3 protein-coding genes are annotated in these 6,884 nt (G+C 69.4%); 1 reads left to right on the plus strand and 2 read right to left on the minus strand.

Translation table 11 applies throughout. The annotated features are described in order from the left end of the window. Together VJ307_04380 and VJ307_04385 are read right to left on the minus strand one after the other, a co-directional pair. Positions 1 to 2,837: UvrD-helicase domain-containing protein (locus tag VJ307_04380; GenBank protein HJX73372.1), on the minus strand; the 2,837-nt coding region annotated here is incomplete at its 3' end. A gap of 3 nt (positions 2,838 to 2,840) precedes the next feature. Beyond that, complete coding sequence (locus VJ307_04385; protein ID HJX73373.1) at positions 2,841 to 6,053, minus strand: PD-(D/E)XK nuclease family protein; 3,213 nt, start codon at positions 6,051 to 6,053, stop codon at positions 2,841 to 2,843. Between VJ307_04385 and VJ307_04390 the strand changes: the two genes are divergently transcribed. Further along, positions 6,052 to 6,884: class I SAM-dependent methyltransferase (locus VJ307_04390; GenBank protein ID HJX73374.1), on the plus strand; the 833-nt coding region annotated here is incomplete at its 3' end. The two genes, VJ307_04385 and VJ307_04390, sit on opposite strands and share 2 nt — an antisense overlap.

Here is a 6,884-nt window from a genome sequence, read left to right on the forward strand (position 1 = left end):
GGCGGCGCCGCCTCGAGGGCGCGGTGGACCTTTTCCCCGAAGCGCATGGCCGCGGCCCGTTCATGAAATTCCCGGAGGGTCAGGTCCGGGGCTGGAGGAGGAGAGGGCGAAAGGGGTGGGGGAGACCACCCCTCCACGAACGAGAGATCGGGCGGAGCGGGAGGGGGGGAGGCCGGTACCGGAAGCGGCTCCCTCACGTCCACCCGAAGCACCGTCCCCCCCCCGCCGAACACCCGCCGAACGCCGGACAGGCCCGTGACCCCGCAGGCGCCGGGGACCCCGTCCGCGGCCGCCGTAAGCGCCGCGCGCAGGGAATCGTCGAGCTCCGACCCTCTCCCCTTCGCGCCTTCCACGAGGAACAGGCGGTCCCGGGCCCGGGTCGCAGCGACATAGAGAAGCCGCCTTTCCTCGGCGTCCTGCTTCGCCGCTTCCCATTCCTCGAAGGTGACCGACCCGCCGCCGAAGGGGACCCGCCGAAACGCGGAGTACGTCCGGAACCCGGGGAAGATCACCGCCGACAGCCCCCGGACCCTGTCCACCCGCAACCCCTCCGGCGGCTTTCTCCCTCCCCGGGACAGGTTGGCGAGAATCACCACCGGGAATTCCAGCCCCTTGGAGAGATGGATGGTGGAGATGCGCACCGCGTCCTCCCCCTCCTCGAATACGGGAAACTCGTTTTCCGGCCTCTCCTCCTCCGTCTTGCGCCGGATCTCCTCGAGGAACGCCTTGACCGAGCCTCCTCCCCCCCACTCGAACGCGAAGGCGATCTCGGCGGCCTTGGCCAGGTTCTGCAGGATCCTCTCCCCCTCGGAGAGCCGGGCGGCCACGAACTCCACGCCCGATTCCCGGTACAGTTCCGCGAGCAGTTCCGACAGGGAGGACCTCCCCCGGCGGGCGGAGAGGCGCGCGAGCAGGGAAAGGGCATCTGCGGCCCGCGGAGAAGCGGCCTCCTCCCCTTTCGCGTACAGGGGGAGGATCTCCGCGTCCGAGAGGCCGAAAAAGATCGTTTTCAGCGCCGCGTAGCGCGCGGAGGCGTCCGCCGGCGTATCGACGGCCGAGAGGACCATCCGGAGATCCTGCACCTCCTGCCTCGCGAAGAACCCTTTCCGGGAAGGCACCAGGTGAGGGATCCCCGCGCGGGCGAAGGCGTCGCGGTACGAGGCGAGCACCTTTCCCGCGGTGTCGGCCCGGTACAGCACCGCGATGTCGCGGTGTTCCGCGGGCCGGCCTTCTCCCCCCTGCTTCCCCCCCACCGTCACCTTCCCCACGATCTCCCGGATCAGCCCGCACAGAAACCCGGCCTCCTCCACCCCTTCCCCGAGGGAGAAAAGCGTCGCGGCCTCTCCCTCCGCAGCGTCCTGCCGGTGGGAGACCACCGGCGAGTACGGCGGGGAAAAATCCTCCCCCCCGGGAAACACGTGCCCGAAGAGGCCGTTCACGGCCGCGACGAGGTCCGGCCGGCTCCGGAAATTCCGCACGAGAGTGATCGTCCCCCCTCCGGCGGCAACGAGCTCCTCCCGGAACCTGTGGTACACCTGGACATCCGCGCGCCGGAATCCGTAGATGGACTGTTTCGGGTCGCCGACGACGAACAGGCGGCCGGGGGTGCCGTCCGCCGCCAGCGCATGGAGGATATCGGCCTGGAGAGGATCGGTGTCCTGGAACTCGTCCACCAGGATGTGCAGGAACCGCCCCGAAACCCGTTCCGCGACCATCCGGTCCCCGCAAAGCAGCTTTTTCGCGCGCAGCAACAGGTCCATGAAATCGAGGCCGCTTCCCTTCGCCTTCTCGTAGAAGCGCGCGGCGGCACGCGCCCTGTCGACGAGGAAACGGGCGGCGACGTCGCCCGGAGGGACCTCCGCGAGTTCCCGCCAGAACGTCTTCAGCCTGTCCCGGGCCTCCTTGGGCGTAAGGCCCGGCGGTCTCGGGAACATCTTCGCGCTTCTCAGGCGGTCGGCCCGGAATTCGAACGCGGCGGACCCTTCCGGCGCGATTCCGGCAGCGGCGTCGAGATCCCCCCCCGTGACCGCCTCCCAGCCGCGGTCGAGGACCGCAAGCGCCGACGCGAGGACCGGCGCCATCTCGTGGGTGCGGTCGGCGATTCCCCCGACGAACGCACGGAACCAATCGACCGTCCCCCGATACTCCTCCCGCAGGTACCCCAGGAAATCGGCCGGCGATCCGAAGTCGTGCGCCTCCCCCTCGAGAAGATCCCGGTGGAACAGGCAAAGTCGCCGGATCATTCCGAACGCCGCTTCCCGGTCGGACGACCGGGAGATCGCGCGCTCCCACCGCGGGTCCGTCTCCTCCCGCCCGAACTCGGAGCGGAGGAAGTTCCGGAACGCGGCGTCCCAGGCATCCGCGGCTCCCCCCTCGGGGAGGACCTCGAAACGGGGGTCGACGCCGGCCTCCGCGGGAAACGAGAGCAGGATCCGCCGGCAGAAGGAATGGAACGTCGTGACGGAGAGCCTCCCCACGCCGTCGGCCATCTCCTCGGCCCGGGCGCGAAGGTCCTCCACCGAGGGGAAGGCGCCGTCCGGGATCTCGACCAGGGAGTTCCACTTCCCGACCTTCTCCCTCGCCTCCTCGAGGGACTCCGCCGACCGGGACGCGGACAGCAGGATCTCCCAACCCTCCACGACCCGCGATTTCATCTCGGCCGCGGCCTTGTCCGTGAACGTAAGAAGAAGGACGTCGTCCGGCCCGAGGTTTTTCTTCTCGAGACACAGGTTGGTGACCCGGGCGATGAGGGTGGCGGTCTTCCCCGTTCCCGCGGAGGCATCGACCGCGAAATCCCGGGAAAAATCGGTGACGGCCGTGCGCCGGTCGCGTTCCACCGTTTAGCCCTCCCTCACCGGGCGCAAGCCCGCCACCGCATGGAAGGCCGGGTCTTCGAGGACCCGCCGGATCAACGCCTCCGTCTCGGCTTCCGTCCCCTCGAAGGCGGGCGAAACGCGGCAATGGTCCCGGTACGGGCAGCCCCGGCAATACCTCGGCGGGAGGTCGCCCGCGAAGCGGAACCGGTGGTGGGGAAAGGGCGGGAAATATCCCGCGGAGACAAGCGAAAGCCATGCGGCGAGCGAGGCGGACCATTCCCCCCGGATCTCCTCCCATCGCCCTCCCTCCACCGTGACGGACCGGATCTCCCCCTTGAGGAAGAGGAGGGACGCGCGCACGGCGGGGGAAAGGGTGCGGGCGAACAGGAGGTACACCGGGATCTGGTGGGAAAGGCCGTTCCGGATCAGGGAGAGCGGGGGCCTCTCGTTCTTCCCGTCGCGGTATTTGTAGTCGATGATCTCGACCTCCCCCGACGGTCCCCGGTCCACCCGGTCCACGCGACCCGCGAACGCCGGCAGCCCCCCTTCCGCCTTCACCCCGAAGCGTTCCTCCACGGCCTCGACCCGGTACGCTCCGGGGAGCTTCGCCCGGGCGGACTCCCACGCGAGGAACGCATCCACGGCCGACTCGATCTCCCTGCGCTGGAGCTGGAAAAGGCCGGGAAGCCCCACGGGATTCTCCCGGGAAAACCGGGCGAACACCTCGCCGGCCGACCGGCGCGGGTCTCCCCACCCTTTCCCTTCCGCGGCGTCTTTGCCGATCTTCCGGAGGATGTCGTGCACGAGCACCCCCATCTCCGCGGGCGAAAGGACCAGGGTCTCCTCGGGCTCCTCGGCCGGGGCAAGGCCGAGCAGCCGGTGCAGGAAATACCGGTAGGGGCACATCGCCAGCTCTTCCAGCGCGGAGGAACTGTGGACGGCGGGAGAGGGGATGGCCGTCCACGGACCCGGAAAGAGCGACCGTCCCTCCCCCCTCGCTCTCCACTCCGAGAGGATCCCCGCCACGCGGACCCAGGAGATCTCCCGGTCCCCCGGGTCCGGAAAAACGCCGTCGCGCCAGCCCCTAAGGGCCGCTTCCCTCGCGCTCACGGGTCCCGGGCCGGAAAGCGCCGCGAACGGTTTCCGGGAGAGGGAGAGGATCGATGCGCCGGACGCCTCGCCCCACTTCTCCGAGTAGACCCCCGGCCCCGCGAACTGGGAGAGGAGATGGAGGAGATACCGGGACGGCCTCCGGGCCGTCCCTTCCGCGTCGGCCCGGAGGACGCCGAAGGCGACCTCCTCCCTCGCCGACGCCGCCGGAAGGGAGAAGAGCAGCCTCTCCTCGGCGGCGTTGCGGCGCCGAAGCGCGAGGGCGTCGGGCATCCCCCGCTGGCGGGAGATCCGGTTGATCTCCTCCCGATCGACGTCGGGAAGGAGAGGATCCTCCTCGATCTGGGCGGGCACCGCCTCCTCGTTGACGGAGAGGAACAGGATCCGGTCGGCCGTCGCCCCGCGCAGGGAGAAGATGTCCCCCGCGACCACCGCCCCCGGAACGCGCATCCCCCCCCTCTCGCCCACGAAAAGGCGCTGGTCGGCAAGAAGCCCGCGCAGCCAGGCGAGGGCGGTCTCCGTGCCCGGCCACGGGACCTCCCGGTCCGGGATCAGCGCAACGTCCTCCAGCAGGGAAAGAAGGGCCGCCATGGCGCGGCGGTCCCGGTCTCCTTCCGCGTCGTCCCCGCCCCCGATCCGGAAATCCCGGATCAGGAGGGAGACAAGGGCCGCGGAGAGCCCGGCGTAGCTGCGCGCCTCGCGGACCGGCCGCAGCGCCTCCCGGAGGAGGCGAACCTCTTCCCCAAGGAGCCGGAGCTGGAGCCGCCGTTCCTCCCGTTCTTCCCGTTCCTCGTCGGTCTCCTCCCCGTCCCCCCGGAGGCGCAGGCGGGCGAGGCGCGTCTCCCAGTCGGAGCCGGAGACCACCAGGAGCTCCCTCGTCCACACGTCCCAGAGGTCGGGGCGCGGCGCGGGGCCCGGGCCTCTTTCCTCCCTCCGCCGGTAGGGCGAGGAAAGTATGTCGATCACCTTCCTCCGCGGAAAATCCTCCTCGGCCGCCTCGATCATCTGGATCAGGACGCGCACGGGGGGGACGGACGAAAGCGGCACGCTTGCCCTTCCCGCGGCCCGGATCCCGTATTCGGCGGCCACCCTCTCCCAGGCGGGGACCAGGCCTTCCGCGAACTTCCGGGAGACGAGGAGAACGTCCTCTCCGGGATATGCGTCCCGCCACTCCCGCACCTGTCTCGCGGCGAGGCGCAACTCGCCGCTTTCGTGGGGGGCGGACAGGACGGAAAACGGGACCGCTCCGGTGGCGGCCGGCGGAGGCGGGGAGAAGAGCCGTTCGCGGACCGCGTCCACGGCGGGAGAGACGGGATCCCCCAGGTACTCGACATTCCTCTCAAAGGCCGCACACAGCCGTTCCCACGCAAGCGCCGCATAGGCGAAGGCGGGGGAAAGGGAACCGTCCTCCCGGAAGATCCCGGGGAAGTACACCTCGTCGAGGATGCCGCTCGCGAGAAGCGCGTCGACGAGCGTCCACTGCAGGCGGGTGAAGTCGTAGAAGCCGTAAAGAATCGCGCGGAACGGATAGCCGGGCTGCTCGAACCCCGCGACGGCCTGCTGGAAGATCTTCCGGCGGGACATTCCTCCCGCGGCCGCGATCTTCCTCTCGACGGCGAGAAAGAGGCGTCGCCACTCGGCCCATCGGTTCGCCTTCGGGTTCCCCCCCGCGCGCGCCCTCGCTTCCGCCTCCCGAAGGGTCTCTTCCCCCACCCACCCTTCCTCGAAGTCCGACATCGTGCGGGAGAGGGCAAGGACGAAACCCGGCGTCGTGGAGATCGCCGCGAAGTCCCCCTTCCCGGTTGCGTACACCTCCCGGACCGCGGCGAGCATCGCCGCGGACGCCTGCGCGGGGGGAAGCTCGCGGGGAAAGATCCCCCGGTGCTTGAGCAGCCGCACGACGAAATCGTAGAGCGTCACGATCGAGGAACCCGCCGCAACCCCCTCCCCCCTCGCCGCCAGGCGGCGCAGGAGATGCTCCCGAAGCTCGTTGGAAGGGACGAGGAGCACGTCCTCCCGCCCGCGGGCGCGTCCGAACGACTCCGGGAGACGGGAAAGGAGCCTTTCTTCCAGAGCGGGAAAGGGACCGGCAAACAGGCGGGAAATATCGTTTTTACGCTTCCCCATGGTCCTCCCCATTGTAATCGTTCCCGGGCAGTCGGAAAATGGGAACGAAACCGCGGAGGAGGCAAAGAAGATAAAACCGCCGACAAAAGGGGAGACGAGGGGCCGGTTCGCGGGATCCGCGAAACGGTACCGGACGAGTCCCGAGCACGTCGACTCCGAAGACCGGGAAATCCTCCGGTCCCTTCTCGCTCTCGACCCCTCCCACCTTCTTCTCGACATCGCCACCGGCGGAGGGCACACCGCAGCGGCGTTTTCGACGGGCGTGCGGAAGGTCGTCGCCTCCGACCTCACGCCGGAAATGATCGGGGAGGCGAGAATCACGGCCGCCGAGCGGGGGTGCCGCAACATGGCATTCGTCGTGGCCGACGCGGAGAGCCTCCCCTTCGCCACGGGGACGTTCGACCGGGTCACCTGCCGCATCGCGCCGCACCATTTCCCGGATCTTTCGGCCGCCGTCGGCGAGATGCTGCGCGTCACCAAGCCCGGAGGGCTGGCCGGGATCATCGACAGCGTCGTGCCCGACGACCCGGCGCTCGACGCCTTCCTCAACGGGGTCGAGAAGGTGCGCGACCCTACGCACGTGCGAAGCTACCGGATCGAGGAGTGGAACATCGTCCTCGAGCAGGCGGGGCTGTTCCTTCTGCACGTTTCGCGCGCGTGGAAGCAACACCCGTTCGACGAATGGGTGGCCCGCGCCGGACAGCCCCCCGACGTGCAGCGGGAGGTCGAATCGATGTTCCTCACGGCGTTCCCGCGGGCCCGGGAATATTTCCGCGTCCGGATCGAGAACGGAAGGGTCCTGTCCTACTCCGACGAGAAGGGGATCTTCGT

The sequence above is a fragment of the Candidatus Deferrimicrobiaceae bacterium genome (assembly GCA_035256765.1).
GTDB lineage: Bacteria > Desulfobacterota > Deferrimicrobia > Deferrimicrobiales > Deferrimicrobiaceae > CSP1-8.

Coding starts and splice junctions, on each gene's coding strand:
- VJ307_04385 (HJX73373.1), bottom strand. CDS start 6,053: ATGGGGAAGCGTAAAAACGATATTTCCCGCCTGTTTGCCGGTCCCTTT.